Here is a 19,823-nt window from a genome sequence, read left to right as displayed (position 1 = left end):
AAAGCCCGCAGCCATCCGACTGCGGGCTTTTTTCTTAAAAGTCGTAAGGCTTACGCCTGACCGGCGGTTTCGCCGATCTGTCCCTTCTGCTGCATGTAGAGCGCGGCGAAATCGATCGGCTCTACGAAGAAGGGCGGGAAGAAGCCGCCGTCCGAGGTCGCATCGGCGATGATGCGGCGGGCGAACGGGAAGAGGTAGCGCGGGCATTCGACCAGCAGGGTCGGCTCGATAGCCGCTTGCGGCACGCCGGCCAGTTGGAACAGACCGCCGTAAACCAGTTCGATCGCGAACATCGGGCCTTCGGGGTTCGACGCCTTGACCGACAGCTTCAGATCGACTTCAAACAAGCCGTCGGGGCGGCCCTTGGCGTTCATTTCCACGCCCATGTCGATTTCCGGGCGCTGATCCATGCGCAGCGAGTTCGGCGCGCGCGGATTTTCGAACGAGAAGTCGCGGATGAACTGGGCCATGACCTGCATATTGGCGGGCAGGGGGCCGCCTTGCGCTTCGGTGGCCGGGTTGGCGCCGTTCTCGGCGGGAATCGAATCGTCAGCCATAAACTCAAAAACTCCGGGAGATGTATAAATATCCGCTTGGAAAACAGGTTGGGAACGGCCCTAGCACGCACAAAATCGATTGGCAATCAAACGAATGGTTCCGTTTACCTGAACTTTGCCTATATAGGGAAGATTACACTTTGTTGTACCCCTGTTCGGAGACGTTTGATGCCCTGGGACCTGCTGATTCTGGCCTTGATCGCCGTGGTCGTGCTGTTTCAGCTCTACAACGTGCTGGGTCGCCGTGTCGGGTTCAAGGCCGAGGACAAGCCGGCCGTGCCCAAGACGGATGATAATAACGAAGGCCCGTTTAACCGCCCCAGTCAGGAGCCGAAGCCGCCGGAACGCTTCAAGCTGCCCAATCTCGATGCGTTGAAGGCGCGCGACAGCCACTTCAACGAGATCAATTTCGTCGAAAAGGCGCGCGAAGCCTATGAGCAGATCGTGCTGGCCTTCAATCGTGGGGAGATCGAAGGGCTGAAAGACCGTTTGTCCGATAGCGTCTATGGCGTCTTCGCCAAGTCGATCGAAGCACGCGGTGAACAGAAGTCGATGGCGGTCACCTTTGTCGAGGCGCCCAAGACCGACCTCGACCAGATCGACCTCAAGGACGACAAGGCGTCGGTGCGCGTGCGCTTCCTGTCGGAACTGCTGTACGAAATGCCCGACCCGGAAGGCGGCGAGGTGAAAAAGGCTCACCGTCGTACGGCGGAATTCTGGACCTTCCAGAAGAATCTGAAATCGCCGAACAATCCGTGGATTCTGTCCCGCGTCGAGGCCGCCAAGGCATGAGCCTGACGGGGAGGGCAGGGGCACAGGCCGCCGTCTGGCGGCGCGCTTTCGCTTATGGCTGCGTCTCGGCTGCGGCGCTGACGCTTGTCGCCTGCGTCGAGACGCCGAAACCGCCGGTGGGTCCGACGCCCGTGCCCCCCACAGGCACCCAACCGCAACCCGTTCCCGCGCCGCTACCGACCGAGCCCCTGCCGACGCGGCCGTCGCAGAGTCTGTCTGTCTTGCCCGGCTGGGATGAAACCGACCCCTTTATCGCGCTCGAAGCCGTGCGAGGGGCCTGCGCCTATCGTCAGGGCCGGCAGTACGCAAAGGTCTGCGGCGAGTTGAAGGCTAAGGCCTTCGAACAGCCGGATGAAATCAAGGGCTGGCTGGAGACGCGTTTTCGTGTGCAGCGGATCGAAGGCGAGGGGTTGCTGACGGCCTATTTCGTGCCGGAATACGCGGCAACCACGACGCCGTCGGCGGAGTTTTCCCAGCCTGTGCGCACAAAACCCGCCGATCTGGTGCTGGTGGATGGGGCCTTGCTGACACCGCCGCAACCTGCGGGCAAGCGCTTTGCGGCGCGCCGGGTGGGCGAGTTGTACGTGCCCTACTATACCCGCGCCGAAATTGAGGCCCAGCCGGTGACCGGTCCGGCCTACTATATGCGGCCGGAAGACTATTTCTTCATGCAGATTCAAGGGTCGGGCTATCTGACGCTGGATGACGGCACGCGGTTTATGGCCGCCTACGCCGCCGATAATGGCTTACCATTCGTCGGTATCGCCAAGACCCTGACCGAGCGCGGCCTGCTGAAAAAGGAACAGACCTCCGGCGAGAATATCCGTCGGTGGCTGGCCGACAATCGCGGGCCGGTGGCGCAGGAGGTGATGAACCAGAACCCGCGCTATGCCTTCTTTTCTATTGATATGACGAAGATGGAGCCTTTGGGGGCGGCGGCTGTCCCCTTGCCAGCGGGCGCGGCCATCGCCGTCGATCCATCCTTCCATAGCTATGGCGATCTGTACTGGGTCGATGCCGATGCCGGAACTCTGAGCGGCGCGTTTCCGACCTATCACCGCATGGTGGCCGCGCTCGATACCGGCGGGGCTATCCGCGGGCAAATCCGCGCCGACCTCTACATGGGGCATGGCGACCGCGCAGGCCGTGAAGCCGGGCGGGTCAAGCACAAGCTGCGCCTGTGGCGGATCGTGCCGGCGGAGTAAAAGCCTATTCCTCCCTGGCTATGCTGGGGAGGAATGATTTGGGTTAGAAATCCAGCACCAACCGAATGGCCCGCAACGTCATATAGGCCAGTATTCCCGTCCCGGCGGCGAAAACGCAGAAGCGCAGGATGACGTGGTTGCCGATGCCCTGCACCAGACTATGGACGACGCGCAGCAACACGTAGATCCACGCCAGCACCACGAACAACTGATCGGCCAGACCGGACACCTGTATCCCCAGACACAGCGCATAGAACAGCGTCGGTTGCTCGGTCAGATGCGTGTAGTTGTCGGCCACAGCGCGCACATCGGCGGGCAGGCGGAACATGTTGCGCTTATCGGCGAAGAGCTGAAAATCCTGCCCCATATTGAGCATGGCCGGTATGCGCCGGGCATAGAGCCAGACGAGGACAATCAGCGACCAGGCAATGAGGGCGAGAAGAGGGGCAACCATGTTTCCACTCTTGCCGCCGGAACGGGTAAAAAAGCGTTAACCATGATGTCCTTCATCCCTTGGTCAGAGGGTAATTTACCTCCGTCGGGTCGTCCTGGTCGGCTTCTTCATCGAGCCCAGCAGACCGCGCACCAGTTCGCGGCCCAGCGTCACGCCGATGGTGCGGATGACCGAAACAGCCACCGAAGTCACAGCCTTTTCGGTAGAGGAGGGTTTGTGAACAGCGGGTTTTTCGACCTTTACAGTTCGGGTTTCTTCGACCTCGACGACCTCGGCTTCGGCCTCTTTCGCGCGGGCGGCCAGCAATTCGAAGGCGGATTCGCGGTCGCGCAACGTGTCGTACATGCCCGATACCGGCGACTTGGCCATGATCTGCGCGCGTTCGGCTTCGGTTGCCGGCCCAAGGCGCGAGGCGGGCGGGCGGATTTTCGATTTGGCCGTGACGGTAGGCGAGGCCTTTTCATCGAGCACCGAGATCAGGGCTTCACCGACGCCCAGACCCTGAATGGCCTCGATAGTGTCGAAGGCCGGATTGGGTCGGAAGGACTGCGCCGCGGCTTTCAGGCCCTTCTGTTCGGCGGGGGTATAGGCGCGCAGGGCGTGCTGGATGCGGTTGCCGAGTTGTGCCAGCACCGAATCCGGCACATCGGCGGGGTTTTGCGTGACGAAATAGATACCGACGCCCTTGGAACGGATCAGGCGCACCACCTGCTCGATCTTTTCCAATAGAGGTTTAGGCGCTTCATCGAACAGCAGGTGGGCTTCATCGAAGAAGAAGACCATGCGCGGCTTTTCCGGGTCGCCGACCTCCGGCATGACCTCGAACAGTTCCGACAGCAGCCACAACAGGAAGGTCGAATAGAGGCGGGGGCTGCCGATCAGCTTGTCGGCGGCCAGCACATTGACATAGCCCTTGCCCGAAATATCGGTGCGCATCAGGTCTTCGAGACGCAGGGCCGGTTCACCGAAGAACTGCTCGCCGCCCTGGCTTTCGAGCGCCAGCACCTGACGCTGGATGGCGCCGATCGAGGCGGATGAGACCTGACCGTATTGGGCGCTGATTTCCTTGGCGTGTTCGGCCACGTGGCTGAGCATGGCGCGCAGGTCTTTCAGGTCGAGCAGCAGCAGCCCTTCCTTGTCGGCGACGTGGAAGACGATGTTGAGCACGCCTTCCTGCACCTCATTGAGCTGAAACAGGCGCGCCAGCAGCAGCGGCCCCATGTCCGATATGGTGGTGCGGATCGGGTGACCCTTCTGACCGAACAGATCCCAGAAGACGACCGGGGCGGCGGCGGGCTGAAGCTCGATGCCCATTTCCTGCGCGCGGGCCAGAAGCTTCTCGTTCGGATTGCCGGGCAGGGCGATGCCCGACAGGTCGCCCTTCACATCGGCGGCAAAGACCGGTACGCCCGCATCGGAAAAGGCCTGGGTCAGCACCTGCAGCGTCACCGTCTTGCCCGTGCCGGTGGCCCCGGCGACGATGCCGTGGCGGTTGGCGCGATTAAGCAGAAGCGTCTGGCGGCCTTCGGCGGAAAAGCCGATATCTATACCCTGTGTCATGTCGTTACCCTGTGTCGGAACCTTTTGCATAAAACTTCCGCGGCGGCTTTGGCAAAGGGTATTTCCTAATGCGCTGCAACAACACTCAAAGAACACGGTTCTCTCACACAGAAGTGATTCCGGCGCGATCAGGCCTGATTGGGGTGAGAGCCTGTGCGTGCTAGTATGTACTCAGCTCAGAGATGAGTCATGGTTCCGCGCCGGTTCCCCCCATAAGCCGCGCGGCCATTGCCGGGGTGCCCTTCCCCCCATAAAGGGTGTCCCGAAGAAGCCGTCCACCCGCCAGACCGGGTGGGCGGCTTATCATTTGGAAGGGCCACTAAGGGCATGACCTTATTCCGTTTCCTCAGAAACTTTATTTTCCCCAAGACGTTGTCTTCGTCTGCCGTTTCAGCGGATAATTCATCGATTATATAGGTGTGACCCTTAGCGTGACGCCATCAGGGCACAGTGGATGGAACCCATGGACGACCTCAGCCTCTCGACCGAACTCGACGCCGTGCTTGAAAGCGCCCGCGCCGGCATCGAAACCGCTTTCGCCGCCGCTCTGGGCGGCCCGGCCGACGAGGCGGCGCAAAGCTTCCTGACCCAGTGTCTTGAGGACTACGATCCGGAAGAACTGCCCGAACTGACGCCTGAAGAGATGGGTGGTCTGTTTGCCACCGCCTGGGATCGCGCGGCGACGCGCAGCGGGGCCGGGGCGCTGAAGCTCATCACGCCGGTGCGCGGCCTTTACGACGTCATCGAGATTGTGCAGCCGGACGCGCCCTTCATCGTCGAAAGCGTGATAGGCGAGCTGATCGATCAGGGCCTGATCGTCCGCTCCATGTTCCACCCGATCGTCGCCCTGAAGCGCGACGCCGAAGGTCGCCGAGGCGAAGGCAAGGCGGTGACGGAATCGCTGGTGCTGGTCTTTGTGACGCGTCAGCCTGCCGAGAAGCACGCCGCCATCCTGTCCGGTATCGAAGCGACCCTGACCGACCTGCGCGCCGCCGTCCACGACTTCCCACGCATGCAGGCCCTGCTGGCCGAAGAAATGACGGCGGTCGAAGCCCTGTCGCTGCATCCGGTGCTGAAGGTCGATCAGGTTCTGTTGCAGGAGGAACTGGCCTTCCTGCGCTGGGTGTCGGAAAACCACTTCGTCTTTCTGGGGGCGCGGACCTATGTCTATCCGCGCAGCGCCGAAGGCGACTATGTCGCCGAAGAGCCGCTGAACCTGTTTCAGGAGGAATACGGCATATTGCGCGACAAACGCGCTATCCTGCGCCGTGGGTCCGAGCCCGCCATCCTGAGCCGCGAACTGCTGAGCCATCTCGAAAGCTCCGAGCCGGTGACGGTGGCCAAGGGTAATCTGAAATCGCGCGTCCATCGCCGCGTCTATATGGACTATATCTCGGTCAAGCATTACGGTGCCGATGGCAAGCCGTCGGGCGAGACGCGCTTCGTCGGCCTGTTCACTTCCGACGCCTATGATCGCCCGGCCTTTGAAGTGCCGCTGATCCGCAAGAAGTGCGAGCACGTGCTGAGCGAATCGCGCCGGCTGGGCTTCAACAACGGTGGCTATGCCGAAAAGCGACTGAAGAACATTCTGGAGACCTATCCGCGCGACGAACTGTTCCAGATTCATGAAAACGACCTGCTGCGTATCGCGCGCGGCGTGCTGCACATTTCCGACCGGCCGCGCGTGCGCCTGTTCAGCCGCCGCGACCCGTTCGATCGCTTCATCTCCATCCTGCTCTACCTGCCGCGCGACACCTATAATGTGTCGGTGCAGGAGCGCGCCGGCGGGCTGCTGGCCGAAGGTTTCGGCGGACGGGTCAGCGCGCTCTATCCCTTCGTCACCGGCGGCTCACTGTCGAGCATCCACTATATTATCGGCGTGACGCCGGGCGACCACTTTGAGCCCAATCTGGCCGAGGTCGAAGACCGCATCACCGACCTGACGCTCGACTGGGCGCAGCGCGTCGAGGACGAAGCGCTGGACGCCGGCATGCCTGACGCCGACTATCTCAAATGGGCGCGCGCCATGCCCGCCGGTTATCAGGACCGCTACGGTTTCAACGAGGCCATCACCGATATCGGCGTGCTGGCCGCGCTGGACGAGGCGCATCCGCTGACCGTGCGCGCCTGGCAGCCCGAAGGCGTCACCGATCGTTTTTCGCTCAAACTCTATGATCGCGCTGAAAACGCCATCCCGCTGTCGGACATCCTGCCGGTACTGGATCGCATGGGCCTTAAAACGCTGGAAGAGTTCGGTCACCGCATCGAGTCCTCCGCCGTCCCGCGCCATTTCGTGCACGAGTTCGTGGTGCAACTGCCCGCCGGACACCCGACCGCCTTTGCCGATTTCCGCGAGGACTTTGAAGGGGCGCTGATGGCCTTGTGGCGGGGCGAAACCGAGGTTGACGGTTTCAACGCCCTGACCCTGCTGGGTCTGAACTGGCGCGAGGCTGCCCTGTTGCGCGCCCTGTGCAAATACCGCGCTCAGTCGGGACTCGACCCCAGCGCTATCGTGCAACAGCAGGCCCTGCGCGCCTACCCCGACGTGGCGGCGGCGCTGGTCTATCTGTTCGATCTGAAATTTGCCGTGAACGATACGCCGGTAGAGGCGCGCAGAACCGAAGTCGAGGCCGCGCTGGGCCGTATCAATATGTTGTTGCAGGGTGTGTCGTCGCTGGAACACGACCGCGTGCTGCGCCGGATCGCCGCGCTGATAGGGGCTATCCAGCGCACCAACTATTATCAGAACAAGGGTTATATCTCGTTCAAGATCGCCTCGCGCGAACTGGCCGACCTGCCCGATCCCAAGCCGTACCGCGAAATCTTCGTCTGGTCGCCGGTGGTCGAAGGGGTGCATCTGCGCTTCGGGCCGGTGGCGCGCGGTGGCCTGCGCTGGTCCGACCGCAAGGAGGATTTCCGCACCGAGGTCTTGGGTCTGGTCAAGGCGCAGCAGGTGAAGAACGCGGTCATCGTGCCGGTCGGCTCGAAGGGCGGCTTCTATCCCAAGCAACTCCCGGCGGGCGGCGCACCGGACGCCATCCGCGCCGAAGCCGTGCGGGCCTATAAAATGTATCTGTCGGGTCTGCTCGACATCACCGATAATCTCGATGCCGAAGGCGGCATCATCGCGCCGAAGGACGTGGTGTGCTGGGACGCGCCGGACCCCTATCTGGTCGTGGCTGCGGACAAGGGCACGGCGACCTTCTCCGACATCGCCAACGGCGTGGCGCGCGACTACGGCTTCTGGCTCGACGACGCCTTCGCCTCGGGTGGCAGCGTCGGTTACGACCACAAGGCCATGGGCATCACGGCGCGCGGCGCGTGGGAAGCGGTCAAGCGCCACTTCCGCGAACGCGGCAAGGACATCCAGAGCGAGACCTTCACCACGGTCGGCGTCGGCGACATGTCGGGCGACGTCTTCGGCAACGGCATGTTGCTGTCCAAACAGACCAGGCTGATCGCCGCCTTCGACCATCGCGACATCTTCATCGATCCGAACCCCGATCCGGCCCTTTCGTTTGCCGAGCGTGAGCGTCTGTTCGCCCTGCCGCGCTCAAGCTGGCAGGACTATGACAAGACGAAGATTTCGGCGGGCGGCGGCATCTTCTCGCGTGGGCTGAAATCGATCGAGCTGACGCCGGAAATCCGTGCGGCGCTCGATATCGAAGCGGCCAGTCTGACGCCGTTCGAACTGATGCAGGCCATTCTGCGCGCCCCGGCCGAACTGCTCTATTTCGGCGGTATCGGCACCTATATCAAGGCGCCGGCGCAGTCGCACCTTGAGGTCGGGGACAAGGCCAATGACGCCATCCGCGTCGATGCGCCGGAAATTCGTGCGGCGGTGATCGGCGAAGGCGCCAATCTCGGCATCACTCAGGCGGGCCGGATCGCCCTGGCGGCGCAGGGCGTGAAGCTCAACACCGACGCCATCGACAATTCGGCGGGCGTCGATTGCTCGGACCACGAGGTCAATATCAAGATCCTGCTCGGTCGTCGGGTGCAGTCGGGCCGCATGACCATCGAGGCGCGCGACAAGCTGCTGGCCGAAATGACCGATGAGGTCGGGCATCTGGTGTTGAAGGACAATTATGCCCAGACGCTGGCCCTGACCCTGCTGGAATCGACGGCGTTGAGCGACAATCCGTCGATGCAGGCCTTCATGTCGGGCCTCGAAAAGCGCGGCAAGCTGGACCGCAAGGTCGAGGGCTTGCCGACCAATGTCCAACTGGAGGCGCGCAAGAGCCAGAATGGTGGGCTCTATCGGCCGGAACTGGCGGTGGTACTGGCCTATAGCAAGATCGTTCTGTTCGACGACCTGATCGAAACGCCGGCGATCGACGATCCGGTGTTCGAAGAGGCGCTGGTCGATTATTTCCCCAAACCTCTGCACGGCTTTATCGACGATATTCGCGCCCACCGTCTGCACCGCGAAATCGTGGCGACGGTCCTGTGCAACGAGATGATCAATATTCTCGGCCCCAGCTTCCCGGCGCGTCTGCAAAAGGCGGCGGCGGTCGATGCCGGGGCGCTGGCCCTGTCGTTCGAAGGCGCGCGGCGTCTGTTCGGCACCGATGCCCTGTGGGCCGAGGTGTCGGCGCTCGATACCCAGATCCCGGCGGCGGCGCAGACGGCGCTCTATAACGCCATCGCCGTCTTCCTGCGCCGTCAGGTCTATTTCATCGCCCGCCGTTTCGCCGGTCAGCCGGAAACGCTGAGCGAGATCATCGACACCTATAGCGCCGGCATTGCGACGCTGATGTCGGCGGAGGGCGTGCTCAGTCCCAACGAAGCGGCGCGTGTCGAGGCGCGCGCGCAGAAACTGATCGATGCCGGCGCGCCCGAAGACCTGTCGCGCCGCGTCGCCGTGCTGTTGTCGTGGACCAGCGCCATCGACATGGTCGACATGGCCGAAGGCGGCAATGTGGTCGAGGCCGCGAAGCTCTATCTGGCCACGGGCGAGCGTTTCGGTTTCGACCGTCTGCGCGCCGGGGCGGGGGAGCTTTACTCCTCCGATCCGTGGGACCGCATGGCGATCCGCCGTCTGATCGAGGACATCTACGCCGAACAAAAGTCGGTGGTGGCGGCTGTGCATAGAGAGGGTAAGGGGCTCGATGCCTGGGCCGAGGCGCAGTCGGCGCAGGTGGCGCCGTTGCAGCAGGTCCTGGGTGAAATCGAAGGCTCCGGCGCGGGTTGGAGCTTCGCCAAGCTGAGCATTGTCAATGCCGCCCTGCGTCAGTGGGTGCAGAAACTATGAGAAAGTTTCTGGTGATCGCCGACGACAGCGCCGAATTTCGCGCAGCGCTTGGCTATGCCTCGGTGCGGGCGCGCGTGACGCAGGGCATGGTGACGCTGCTGCGCGTCCTTCCGCCGACCGACTACAGCCAGTGGGCGGGCGTGCGCGACGAAATTGAGCGCGAACAGCGCGAAGAGGCGGAGACCCTGTTGTCGACCCTGTCGGATCAGGCGGCGGTGAAGTCGGGCCGTCCGGCGGAAATCATCATCAAGACCGGTCAGATGAAGGACGCCATCCGCGAAGTTCTCAATGCCGACAGCGACATCAAGATCATTGTCATCGGTGCGTCCGGTGGAAATCCGGGCCCGCTGGTCAATCTGCTGGTGCGCGAAGGCGTGGGGACGCTGGGCGGTACGCGCCCGGTGCCGGTGACGGTGGTGCCGGGCGATTTGTCCGATGAGGCAATCGAAGAGTTGATGTAAAACACCCTCTCCCGAGGGGGAGAGGGTGGCGCGTAGCGCCGGGTGAGGGGGTCAGATAGCAGAAGATGCTAAAGCATTACTGATTAGCAGCTTAGCCTTTGCGTTTGCATATTTGGAGTGGTTTTCCGGACGCGCTCAGCGGGCCTTGGCTTGCCAAGATGCCAAAGTGGTTTAGAAATTTCGTGAACTGGTCATTCTTTTTGTTTTTGGCTTTGTTTGGCTTCTTTTTCTGATTAGCTTTTTGGGAAATCGCATTTCGATGAGACCATGATCAAAGAGGTTATACGCCCCTTGCCATCGGGTGCGTTTACGCCCATTTGAGCGGTAGATTTACCCGGAACCGCTCCCATGTTCATTCAGACCGAAGCCACGCCCAATCCCGACGTCCTCAAGTTCATCCCCGGCCGCGAAGTGCTGGACAAGGGATCGCTTGAGTTCCGCAGCGAAACCGAGGCGGAAAAATCGCCGCTGGCGCTTTCGCTGTTTCAGATCGACGGCGTGTCGGGCGTCTATTTCGGTTCCGACTTCCTGACTGTGAAGCGAGACGCCGAGGCCGGCCTGATCTGGGCGCAGATCAAGGCGCCGATCCTGGCCGCCATCATGGATTTCTACGCTTCGGGTCGCGCCATCCTCAACGAAGAAGGCGCGGTCAACGAACGCACTTACGAGGGCGAGGTCGCGCAGATCGTAGCCGAGATCAAGGACCTGCTCGACACCCGCGTTCGCCCGGCTGTGGCGCAGGACGGCGGCGATATCGAATTCGAGCACTTCGACATGGATTCCGGCACGCTCTATCTGCACATGCGCGGGGCCTGCTCCGGTTGCCCGTCGTCTTCCGCAACCCTGCGTCAGGGCGTCGAATCCCTGATGAAGCACTATGTGCCGGAAGTACAAACCATCGAGCAGGTGCTCTGAGCCTCATGCCAAACAACATAACGTTCGTTATGGATACGGCTTTGAGCGCCTGTCAGGTGGGTCTTTTCGCCCATAAAGACGGGTCCGTCTCGGAGCTGGCAACCCTGTCCGAACGCATGACGCGCGGGCATCAGGAGTTCATCGGTCCCGCGGCTCTGAAATGCTTCGAGAAAGCGGGAATCGATCCGCGGGAAGTCGATATTTTGGGCGTCACGCTGGGGCCGGGCTCGTTCACCGGCTTGCGCGTCGGGTTGTCTTTCGCCAAGGGCATGGCGTCGGGATTGGGTGTAAACCTGCGTGGATTTTCGACCCTGGAGTTGATGGGGCGTGGCGCAGCCTTTACCAGTCGCCCGCGTCTGGTGGCGCACAATGCCGGGCGAGGTCAGATCTATCTTCAGCGTATCGATACGCAGGATGTCGCGTCCGCGCCGGAAGCGCATGATATTGTAAAGCTGAATGAAATTGACCTAGGGGAAGGTTGGGCGTGGCTGATCGGTTCCGGCGCGCCGCTGCTGGCCGAACGTTTCCCTCAGGCGCAGATTGCCGAAGAGGCCCTGCCCGATCTGACCGCCATGGCCGCGCTTTGCTTTGCGCAGACCACCGCCTATGATGACCTCACGCCGCTTTATATGCGCGACGCCGACGCCAAGGTTTCGGACAAGGCCGTGGTGCGTTTCGCCTGATAAAAGAAATTTCCGAATATTATGAATCAAATTCGCCAAATCGAAGAATTTGACCCGCGGCTGGTACACATCCACGCCTTGACCTTCGATTTTGGCTGGAAAGATTCCGATTTTTTGGAATATTTAAACAACGGACGCCACGTGCTTCTGGGGGTGTTCGACGATACGCGGCTTCAGGCCTTTGTGCTGTCGGCAATCATGGCCGATGAAGCCGAAATCCTGACCATCGCCACCGACCCGGCCGCCCAGCGGCAAGGTCACGCACGCGCGCTTTTGCAGCGCCTCATCGACGATCTGCGGAAAAGACAGACGCGCAGCCTGTTCCTCGAAGTCGCCGTGGATAATCCCGCGGCGATCGCGCTTTATCTCGGTCTCGGTTTCCGTCAGGTGGGCCGGCGTCCGTCCTATTACAGCCGTAAGGACGGACCTCTGGTCGATGCGCTTATTCTCAGTCTTGCGATTTGATCCGATTGCCCTTAATTCGGGTGGGTGCGGCGTGAAGCCGCAGGACGTTCAGCGATAATCTGGCAACGACACTCCGGGAGGCCTGCATGGACCGTATCGAACAGCAATGCGTTGAAAAAGGCATGCGCATGACCGATCAGCGCCGGGTCGTCGCCCGTGTGCTGTCCCAGGCGACCGATCATCCGGATGTCGAAGAACTGTATCGCCGCGCTGCGGCTGTCGATCCGCACATTTCGCTGGCCACCGTCTATCGCACCGTGCGCCTGTTCGAAGAGGCCGGTGTGGTCGAGCGTCACGATTTCGGCGACGGTCGCTCGCGCTATGAACAGGCAGGCGAGGATCACCACGATCACCTGATCAATATCAAGTCGGGCGAAGTCATCGAATTCTTCGACGAAGAGATCGAGAAGCTGAAGACGGCCCTGGCCGAAAAGCTCGGCTACAAGCTGGTCGGCCATAAGCTCGAACTCTACGGCGTGCCGCTGGAAGACAAGTAATCAGTTTCGACTGATCAGATTCTGCACATTCTGCGTCGTAACCGTGGCGTCGGTCAGTTTGGCCGCACGCACCTTTTCCAATGATACGTATTTCACCGGCATTTCGGCCTCTGCCTTGATGAAGCACAGACTCTTGGCCTGCTCAACGCGGATGTCCGACACGTGCAGCCCCTCAATGGGCGTCAGCTTGCGCACATAGGTCGGCAGCAGCGTTCGCCATTGATAGAGTACGTCGGTTTCGACGGCCAGCACGCTGCCCTGTATCTTCGTGGCGCTGACATTGCGCATGTGGATGTTCTTCACATAGCCGCCACGTCGCTCATTGGTCTTGACGTAGAGCAGGTTGTTGATCGGTACGGCCCAACCGTCCTCGCCCTTGCCCGTACCGACGAAGTGGCAGTTATCGACGAAGATGTTTTCAATCCCGCCGGACAGTTCGCTGCCGACGGCCATTAACTGGTGGCCGTTCCTGATCTGACAGTTGCGCATGACGACATTTTTCGTCGGCGTATTCAGCCGCCAGGCATCCATGTCGCGCCCAGATTTGACCGAGACAGCGTCGTCGCCCTGATCGAAGACGCAATCCTCGATCAGCACGTTCTGGCTCATCTCCGGATCGACACCGTCATTGTTGTGGCCGTGGGCGTGGACCTTGACGCGGCGGATGACCACGTCGCGGCACAACAGCGGATGGATGGTCCAGAAGGGGCTGTCCTCGATCGAAATATCCTCGATCAGCACGTTACGGCAGCGGTTGAACTGCACGAAGTGCGGGCGCAGATGGTTTTCGCCAGAAACCATCCGGCGCTCGGACACCGGCACATTCTTGTAAGCCATTTCGTAGAGGGCGACGAGGGCGTCCATGTGCGGCTTGGGACGCTTGTACCAGATCTGCCAGACATCCAGCTTCGCCTTCAGCCTCCCTTCGCCGCTTAAGGACACGTTTTCACAATCGAAAGCATAAACCAGAGGCGAATAGTTCAGGCACTCGATGCCTTCCCAGGAGGTCTGGACCGGCGGCAGATAGTCTTCGGGCTTTTCCGAAAACAGCAGGGTCGCGCCCTTCGACAGGTGCAGGTTGACGTGGCTTTTCAGGTGGATTTTCGCCGTGGGCCAGACGCCTTCGGGGACGACCACCACGCCCGAACCGGCCTGATGCGCGGCATCGATGGCCTTGGCGATAGCGGCGGAGGTGGCGGCCTGATCCCCCTGAGAGGCGCCGAAATCCGTGATCGGGAAGCGTTTAGCCTTCGAAAAGTCCGGCACGCGGATCGACGGCATGTCGAAAGGGGCGCTGGCCGAGACCTGCGTTTGGCTGAGGCCGGACGCGGCACGGGCGTAACCGGCGAACAGGGGCACGGCAAACCCGGCATAGAGGACCGAACGGCGCGAAAAAGTCCCTGAAACCGTCATTGCGCTATCTCCAGCACGGGCGCTTGTAGCAAACCGGACGGCAGGGGTTTGAGATTGTTCATATTCTGCGGCTGAAAGCGGTCGCCGTATTTGGCTTTGAGCGCTGTGTAGTCAGCGGGTGTCTGTGCCGAAAGCGCGTTGATCGTCGTATTGGCCACGCGGATTTCCAAAATATTGTTACCCGCGACAAGGAAGCCCCTGAGATCGATGACAAAGGGCGAGGTCCACACGGCCCCTGCGCGCTCGCCATTTACGAAAACCTCCGCCGCTTCGCGTATCGGCGCGTTGAGGAAGGCCTGCGAGCCGTTGCGGCGACCGGTCGGAATCGGCTCAGGCGTGCCTTCGCCGAAATTGAGGCGGGTCAGGCCTGATACGATGTCGTCCTGCGTCAGGGTCAGGGTGCGCCGATAGGTAACGACGCCGGAAAAGTGCGCGGTTTCGGGATTGTCGCTCCACGACCCGAAGGCCTTCAGCGGCCTTGGCGCGCCCTTGCCGAAGGCGATGGTCCAGCCCGTATCGAGCGTCACACGGCGCTCACCGGTGTGCATGGCCCAGGCATCCAGTACGGCGTTCTTTCCGAACTCGAAAAGTCGCGATTCATAAGGGGCCAGTCGCACGGGTCCGTTTGCCCAGTAGCTGCGCGATCCGTCGATGGGGTTCCATTCCAAGCCGTGCTTGTTTCCGCGAAACCTCAGGTTCAGCGTTACGGGTGTATTGCCGGTATTGGCGACGAAATAGAGATCGCTGCCTTCGAGTTTGCGGTGAACGAAACCGACCTGCGGCGTAAGGCCCGTGACGTCCGGGGCGGTGAGCGCGGTCAGGGTTGCGCCCAGCGCGCTTTCGGGCACCGCGCCTTGTGCGAACAGGCGGGTGCTTATGGCCTGCATGTCGGCATCCCTGTCGTTCAGGCCGGCGCCGCGGTCGGGCAGACCGTCCACCGCCACGACCTTGCCGCCGGATTGGGCGAAGGCTTCGATGCGGGCATAGGCCCTGGGGTCGATGCGCTGCATTTTCGGCAGGACCAGCACCTTGTGTTTGAAGCCGGGGGCGTTAAGCGCCGCGTCGTCGACATAGTCAAAATTATACCCGGCATCGAGGATTTGCGCGGTGAGGCCCCTGGTGATGCGCGTGCTCAGTTGCCCGTCGATCGACACGCTGCCGGGCTTTGAGGCGGCCAGCGCGTCGTCCTGCGGCACGTAGATGGCGATGTCGGTGACCGGCTCGCCCTGCCGCAGCAGCCAACTCATGCGCTGGAGGTAGAGGTTCATTTCCGGCGCGACGATCCACCACGGATTATGGTCGTTGAATACGGCGGCGGCGTACATGGCCCAGCCCGGTTCCCCGGCCTGCGGCGGCGAATAGGGCCAGCCATGGGCGATAAAGTGATTGACCCCTTGCAGGATCAGGGTGTCGGCTTCGGCCTTCACGTCCAGAGGTGCGGCCTGAAACGCGCCCTGATGCAGCCAGGTCCAGCTTTCGGCGGAGGTGATCGACTTTCCGTAGAGGTGGTTGGCCGAACTGACCCAGCGCAGGCGGGAAAAGATACGCCAGTCCGCGCCTTCGCCCTCGGCGATGTCCGACAGGCGCACGGCTGACAGCCTGACCGGCGGGTGGCCATAGGTCTGTGAACGGAACAGGGTGCGGTTTTTCGCGGCCCAGTCGTTGACCGGCTTGAGGTAGCGTTCCTCGGTCAGTTCGGCGAGGGTCAGACCCCAGTCGCGGCGGACGGCAGCGCTGTCGGGCGTGTCCTCGAACCATTTGAGCAGGTGCGGCTTGAGGTCGTAGCCGCGGCGCTTCTGGAACTCGATCAGCAGATCGTCGGTCCAGTCGACGCCATAGACCTCAAGGCTGTCGGAAAAGACGGCGTGCGGCGGGGCGTCTTTAAACCCGCGCATCAGACGGTCGCCGACGGCGTGCAGGTGGGTCTGAACCGCATCGGTAGCCATGTGGTCGAGCACATAGCCTTCGGCCCCGACCGAAGCGCGCTTGACCTGCTGACCCGTCGGGGTTTGCAGGACGACAAAGGCGGTGCGGTCCTGCGCATCGGCTGTCACCTTGCCCGGATCGATAAGGCGGGCATCGACGGCGCTGGTCCCGGCGAAGACGGCGACGACCTGTTCGCCGGCCTGTAGCGCGGGCAGATCGATGGTGGTGGATTTGGCAGGGAGCGAAAGCTTGACCAGCTTGACCCGTGCGGCGGCGAGGTCCGGCGTGATGTGCGGCCCGCCATAGGGCCAGCCGGAACCGAGCGTCACATCGACGCGCAAGCCTTCCTTACGACCAGTTTTGTTGGCCAGTTTTACGGCCTCGATAAAACGATCGGACAGGTAGGGCGTATTGCCATCGACCGTCAGCGGATAGAGGCTGGCCAGCTCGAAGCCGCCATAGCCGCCGGCCTTCATAGCCTTGATTTCGCGCACGATCTCGGCGTCATCGACGTTTGGGCCGAACCACCACCAGCGCACCATGGGCCGCGCTTCGACGGGCGGGTGCGTGAATCCCTCGTAAAGGCTCTGCGCAGGGGCTGAGCCTGCCCACAGCAGGGCCGTAAGCGACAAGGCGCAAAGAGGGCGCAGAGATTTCGGACCCTTAAGGCACATGGCATTTCCCTGTTTATTGTTTTGATGACTAATTATCATACAAAATAATCACCCTCAATCGTTCTTGATCAATACGGAACACGTTTTCGGCTCCGTCTGACATGTGGATAAAATGAGCCCTCTGCACTTGAAAAAAGAGGCCCGAAACCTCATAAGCACCCCATGAGTGAAACCGCATCTTCCGCTTCCAAAAAGCTGCACATCAAGACCTACGGCTGTCAGATGAACGTCTATGACAGCGAGCGCATGGCCGACCTGCTGCGCCCGCTGGGCTACGCCGTGTCCGATCAGGCGGAAGGCGCCGATCTGGTGCTGCTCAATACCTGCCATATCCGTGAGAAGGCGGCGGAAAAAGTCTATTCCGAAATCGGTCGTCTCAAGATGATGCGGCAGGAAAAGGAAGCGCGCGGCGAAGGGCGCATGACCATCGCTGTGGCCGGCTGCGTGGCGCAGGCCGAAGGCGAGGAAATCATGAATCGCGCGCCGGCCGTCGATCTGGTCGTCGGGCCACAGGCCTATCACCAGTTGCCGGAACTGATTGCGCGCACGACGCGGGCCAGGGGCGAGCGCCTCAGGGCCGATTTCGCGCCGGAAGACAAGTTCGACGCCCTGTCCACCGAACGCCATGCCACAGGCCCGACGGCGTTTCTGACCGTGCAGGAAGGCTGCGACAAGTTCTGCACCTTCTGCGTCGTGCCCTATACGCGCGGCGCGGAATGGTCGCGTCCGGTGGCCTCGATCATCGAAGAGGCGCGTTCGCTGGCCTCCAAGGGCGTGCGCGAAGTCACGCTTCTGGGTCAGAACGTCAACGCCTATAACGGCGTCGATGCCGATGGGGCTGAATCGACCCTGCCGCGCCTGATGCAGGCTCTGTCGGAGATCGAAGGGCTGGATCGCATCCGCTACACCACCTCGCACCCCAACGACATGACCGATGAGCTGATCCGTGCCCATGCGGATAATGCGGCGGTCATGCCCTATCTGCACCTGCCGGTGCAGTCGGGTTCGGACAAGATCCTGCGCGCGATGAACCGCAAGCACGGGCGTCAGGCCTATATCGATCTGATTGCGCGTCTGAAGGCCGCCGTGCCGGACATCGCCCTGTCGGGGGATTTCATCGTGGGTTTCCCCGGTGAGACGGACAAGGATTTCGAAGACACGATGGACCTGATCCGTACGGTGGGTTACGCCTCGGCCTTCTCGTTCAAATATTCCAGGCGTCCGGGTACGCCGGCCGCCGCCATGCCGGGTCAGGTCGATGAGGCCGTGGCCGATGCGCGCCTCAAGGCGTTGCAGGACCTGATCAATGAACAAGGTCAGGCCTTCAAGGCGTCGCTGGTGGGCAGGACGATTAATGTGCTGTTTGAAAAGCCGGGCCGCTACGGTCAGCAGGCCATCGGCCGCTCGCCCTGGCTGCACGCCGTGTTCGCTGAGGACGCTTCGCACCTGATCGGGCAGATCGTGCCGGTGAAGATCATCGGTATCGGCAATAATTCGCTGATCGGTGAGTTAGCGAATGTGACCACCGAAGTGGCCGCGCAATGACCTTGGCCACCGAAGACTTTATCGATCTGGATGAAGACAAGGTTCTGGCCCTGTCCGGCCCGGCCCAGCGTTATCTGGCGCTGATCGAAGGCGCGTACCACGTGCTGATCGAAACCCCCGGCGGGGGCTTCCAGATCACGGGCAAGGTGCGCGACCGTCAGCGCGCCAATGTCATCATCAATGCCCTGTCGGAACTGTACGACGAAGGCGTCGAGATCAGCGAGGTCGATGTCCGCACCCTGATCCAGAACCCGACGGGCAAGTCGCCGGTCTGGGCCGACCATCACGGGCAATCGCACGTCATCGTCATGGGCCGCAAGGGCGCCATCGCCCCCAAGACCGAAGGGCAGGCGGCCTATTACAAGGAATTGCTGCGCAACGACCTGACCTTCGGGCTGGGGCCGGCGGGTTCGGGCAAGACCTTCATGGCCGTGGCGCACGGCACGTCGCTGCTGCTCAAAGGGGCGGTCGATCGTCTGGTCATCACCCGTCCGGCGGTCGAAGCCGGTGAAAAGCTCGGCTTTCTGCCCGGCGATCTCAACGAAAAGGTCGATCCCTATCTGATGCCGATCTGGCAGGCGCTGGACGATATTCTCGGCGCGGAAGGCCTGCGTCGTCGTCGCGAGCGCAACGAGATCGAGGTCGCGCCGCTGGCCTATATGCGCGGACGCACGCTTTCCAACGCCTATGTCATCGTCGATGAGGCGCAGAACACCACCCGGCAACAGATGAAGATGGTGCTGACCCGCCTCGGCGAAGGCTCGAAAATGGTGGTCACCGGCGATCCGTCACAGGTCGATCTGCCGCGTGCTTCGGATTCCGGACTGGTCCACGCCGTGGGTCTGCTGAACGGCGTAAAAGGCGTCGGCGTGTCCCGTCTGACCGCCGAAGACGTGGTGCGTCACGAACTGGTTGCGCGCATCGTGCGGGCCTATGACAGCGAAAACCATGACTGAATTTGCCCCCCTGATCGATATCGAGGTCGAGCACGACGACTGGACAGACGCCCTGCCTGAGGTGTCGGCGGTGGTGACCGGGGCCATCGAGGCGACGTTCGCGCATCTGGGCGCGAAGGAACAACTGGACCTTGTCGTGTTGCTGACCGACGATGCGGAAATGAAGGCGCTCAACAAAGAGTTCCGTCAGAAGAACGCCCCGACCAATGTGCTGTCCTTTCCGGCTCCCGACATGATGCATCCGCACCTGGGCGATATCGCGTTCGGGTTCGAGACCTGCCTGCGCGAGGCGAAAGAACAGAAAAAGACGCTCAGGGATCATGTGGCGCACCTCAGCGTGCATGGCGCTTTGCATCTTTTGGGCTATGATCATATCAACGATCCCGAAGCCGAGGAGATGGAAGACCTTGAGCGGAAGATCCTGCAGGGGCTCGGCATCGCCGATCCTTATCTAAACAACGAATAG

16 protein-coding genes are annotated in these 19,823 nt (G+C 61.7%); 11 read left to right on the top strand and 5 right to left on the bottom strand.

Translation table 11 applies throughout. From position 1 onward, the window contains the following. Positions 1-50 precede the first annotated feature (50 nt). Positions 51-542: a protein-export chaperone SecB gene (secB, locus tag LH365_RS00665; RefSeq protein WP_370639754.1), complete on the bottom strand. Its 492-nt coding sequence runs from the start codon at positions 540-542 to the stop codon at positions 51-53. A 183-nt stretch (positions 543-725) separates the two neighbouring features. Here secB and LH365_RS00660 point away from each other — a divergent pair, with 183 nt between their 5' ends. Then, entirely contained in the window at positions 726-1,349 is a 624-nt protein-coding gene (locus LH365_RS00660; protein WP_226744301.1) for a Tim44/TimA family putative adaptor protein, read from the top strand. Next, positions 1,346-2,554: an MltA domain-containing protein gene (locus LH365_RS00655; protein ID WP_226744300.1), complete on the top strand. Its 1,209-nt coding sequence runs from the start codon at positions 1,346-1,348 to the stop codon at positions 2,552-2,554. Before LH365_RS00660 ends, LH365_RS00655 begins: the two co-directional genes overlap by 4 nt. 43 nt (positions 2,555-2,597) lie before the next feature. Here LH365_RS00655 and LH365_RS00650 read toward each other — a convergent pair whose 3' ends face one another. Together LH365_RS00650 and LH365_RS00645 are read right to left on the bottom strand one after the other, a co-directional pair. Beyond that, positions 2,598-3,008: an MAPEG family protein gene (locus LH365_RS00650; protein WP_226744299.1), complete on the bottom strand. Its 411-nt coding sequence runs from the start codon at positions 3,006-3,008 to the stop codon at positions 2,598-2,600. Between the two features lie 75 nt (positions 3,009-3,083). Next, positions 3,084-4,568, bottom strand: coding sequence for a helicase HerA-like domain-containing protein (locus LH365_RS00645; RefSeq protein ID WP_226744298.1), 1,485 nt, complete (start codon positions 4,566-4,568; stop codon positions 3,084-3,086). Positions 4,569-5,031: 463 nt separating this feature from the next. Between LH365_RS00645 and LH365_RS00640 the strand changes: the two genes are divergently transcribed. The 6 genes from LH365_RS00640 to LH365_RS00615 all read left to right on the top strand — a co-directional run bounded on the left by LH365_RS00640 (position 5,032) and on the right by LH365_RS00615 (position 12,843). Further along, complete coding sequence (locus tag LH365_RS00640) at positions 5,032-9,822, top strand: NAD-glutamate dehydrogenase (protein WP_226744297.1); 4,791 nt, start codon at positions 5,032-5,034, stop codon at positions 9,820-9,822. Beyond that, a complete protein-coding gene (locus tag LH365_RS00635) occupies positions 9,819-10,283 on the top strand; it encodes a universal stress protein (RefSeq protein ID WP_226744296.1) in 465 nt (154 codons plus the stop codon). Before LH365_RS00640 ends, LH365_RS00635 begins: the two co-directional genes overlap by 4 nt. Before the next feature lie 348 nt (positions 10,284-10,631). After that, complete coding sequence (locus LH365_RS00630; RefSeq protein WP_226744295.1) at positions 10,632-11,198, top strand: NifU family protein; 567 nt, start codon at positions 10,632-10,634, stop codon at positions 11,196-11,198. A gap of 5 nt (positions 11,199-11,203) precedes the next feature. Continuing rightward, entirely contained in the window at positions 11,204-11,881 is a 678-nt protein-coding gene (gene tsaB, locus LH365_RS00625) for a tRNA (adenosine(37)-N6)-threonylcarbamoyltransferase complex dimerization subunit type 1 TsaB (protein WP_226744294.1), read from the top strand. Between the two features lie 114 nt (positions 11,882-11,995). Next, positions 11,996-12,346, top strand: a complete 351-nt coding sequence (locus LH365_RS00620; RefSeq protein WP_255606652.1) for a GNAT family N-acetyltransferase — start codon at positions 11,996-11,998, stop codon at positions 12,344-12,346. 86 nt (positions 12,347-12,432) lie between these two features. Next, positions 12,433-12,843: a Fur family transcriptional regulator gene (locus LH365_RS00615; RefSeq protein ID WP_226744292.1), complete on the top strand. Its 411-nt coding sequence runs from the start codon at positions 12,433-12,435 to the stop codon at positions 12,841-12,843. On the opposite strand, the gene LH365_RS00610 is transcribed toward LH365_RS00615, so the two are convergent. Continuing rightward, a complete protein-coding gene (locus tag LH365_RS00610; protein WP_226744291.1) occupies positions 12,844-14,256 on the bottom strand; it encodes a glycoside hydrolase family 28 protein in 1,413 nt (470 codons plus the stop codon). It lies immediately after the preceding gene. Further along, on the bottom strand, positions 14,253-16,856 hold the full coding sequence (locus LH365_RS00605) for a glycosyl hydrolase (RefSeq protein ID WP_226744290.1): 2,604 nt from the start codon (positions 16,854-16,856) through the stop codon (positions 14,253-14,255). Before LH365_RS00605 ends, LH365_RS00610 begins: the two co-directional genes overlap by 4 nt. A 162-nt stretch (positions 16,857-17,018) precedes the next feature. Here LH365_RS00605 and miaB point away from each other — a divergent pair, with 162 nt between their 5' ends. From miaB to ybeY, 3 genes are read left to right on the top strand one after another with little or no spacing between them, the layout of a single operon-like run. Further along, positions 17,019-18,401 (top strand): tRNA (N6-isopentenyl adenosine(37)-C2)-methylthiotransferase MiaB, encoded by a 1,383-nt coding sequence (miaB, locus tag LH365_RS00600; protein WP_226744289.1) that lies wholly within the window; start codon positions 17,019-17,021, stop codon positions 18,399-18,401. Then, positions 18,398-19,357, top strand: a complete 960-nt coding sequence (locus LH365_RS00595; protein WP_226744288.1) for a PhoH family protein — start codon at positions 18,398-18,400, stop codon at positions 19,355-19,357. Before miaB ends, LH365_RS00595 begins: the two co-directional genes overlap by 4 nt. Next, complete coding sequence (gene ybeY / locus LH365_RS00590) at positions 19,350-19,823, top strand: rRNA maturation RNase YbeY (protein WP_226744287.1); 474 nt, start codon at positions 19,350-19,352, stop codon at positions 19,821-19,823. The genes LH365_RS00595 and ybeY overlap by 8 nt, the downstream gene beginning before the upstream one ends.

It is taken from the genome of Asticcacaulis sp. AND118 (assembly GCF_020535245.1).
Taxonomy (GTDB): Bacteria; Pseudomonadota; Alphaproteobacteria; order Caulobacterales; family Caulobacteraceae; genus Asticcacaulis.
The sequence above is the reverse complement of the archived record's forward strand: the minus strand, read 5'-3'. Positions and strand labels throughout refer to the sequence as shown.

Bases quoted from the DNA above. Each gene is read 5' to 3' on its own strand.
- LH365_RS00660 (WP_226744301.1), top strand. From the start codon at position 726: ATGCCCTGGGACCTGCTGATTCTGGCCTTGATCGCCGTGGTCGTGCTG.
- LH365_RS00655 (WP_226744300.1), top strand. From the start codon at position 1,346: ATGAGCCTGACGGGGAGGGCAGGGGCACAGGCCGCCGTCTGGCGGCGC.
- LH365_RS00650 (WP_226744299.1), bottom strand. From the start codon at position 3,008: ATGGTTGCCCCTCTTCTCGCCCTCATTGCCTGGTCGCTGATTGTCCTC.
- LH365_RS00645 (WP_226744298.1), bottom strand. From the start codon at position 4,568: ATGACACAGGGTATAGATATCGGCTTTTCCGCCGAAGGCCGCCAGACG.
- LH365_RS00640 (WP_226744297.1), top strand. From the start codon at position 5,032: ATGGACGACCTCAGCCTCTCGACCGAACTCGACGCCGTGCTTGAAAGC.
- LH365_RS00635 (WP_226744296.1), top strand. From the start codon at position 9,819: ATGAGAAAGTTTCTGGTGATCGCCGACGACAGCGCCGAATTTCGCGCA.
- LH365_RS00630 (WP_226744295.1), top strand. From the start codon at position 10,632: ATGTTCATTCAGACCGAAGCCACGCCCAATCCCGACGTCCTCAAGTTC.
- tsaB (WP_226744294.1), top strand. From the start codon at position 11,204: ATGCCAAACAACATAACGTTCGTTATGGATACGGCTTTGAGCGCCTGT.
- LH365_RS00615 (WP_226744292.1), top strand. From the start codon at position 12,433: ATGGACCGTATCGAACAGCAATGCGTTGAAAAAGGCATGCGCATGACC.
- LH365_RS00610 (WP_226744291.1), bottom strand. From the start codon at position 14,256: ATGACGGTTTCAGGGACTTTTTCGCGCCGTTCGGTCCTCTATGCCGGG.
- LH365_RS00605 (WP_226744290.1), bottom strand. From the start codon at position 16,856: ATGTGCCTTAAGGGTCCGAAATCTCTGCGCCCTCTTTGCGCCTTGTCG.
- miaB (WP_226744289.1), top strand. From the start codon at position 17,019: ATGAGTGAAACCGCATCTTCCGCTTCCAAAAAGCTGCACATCAAGACC.
- LH365_RS00595 (WP_226744288.1), top strand. From the start codon at position 18,398: ATGACCTTGGCCACCGAAGACTTTATCGATCTGGATGAAGACAAGGTT.
- ybeY (WP_226744287.1), top strand. From the start codon at position 19,350: ATGACTGAATTTGCCCCCCTGATCGATATCGAGGTCGAGCACGACGAC.